Annotated in this window: 1 pseudogene; it reads left to right on the top strand. The window is 50.8% G+C overall.

The annotated features are described in order from the left end of the window. Nucleotides 1-238 (top strand): annotated as a pseudogene (mraY, locus tag V5P19_RS24460) (phospho-N-acetylmuramoyl-pentapeptide-transferase); the annotation flags it as partial.

Raw genomic sequence — 238 nt, forward strand, 5'->3', positions numbered from 1 at the left:
GAACATTTGGTCAAATATTATTCCGGCTTTAACGTCTTTTCCTATCTGACGTTTCGCGCCATCGTCAGCCTGCTGACCGCGCTGTTCATCTCATTGTGGATGGGCCCGCGTATGATTGCTCATTTGCAAAAACTTTCCTTTGGTCAGGTGGTGCGTAACGACGGTCCTGAATCACACTTCAGCAAGCGCGGTACGCCGACCATGGGCGGGATTATGATCCTGACGGCGATTGTGATCT

Source organism: Enterobacter sp. UNJFSC 003 (assembly GCF_036903355.1).
Lineage (GTDB): Bacteria > Pseudomonadota > Gammaproteobacteria > Enterobacterales > Enterobacteriaceae > Enterobacter.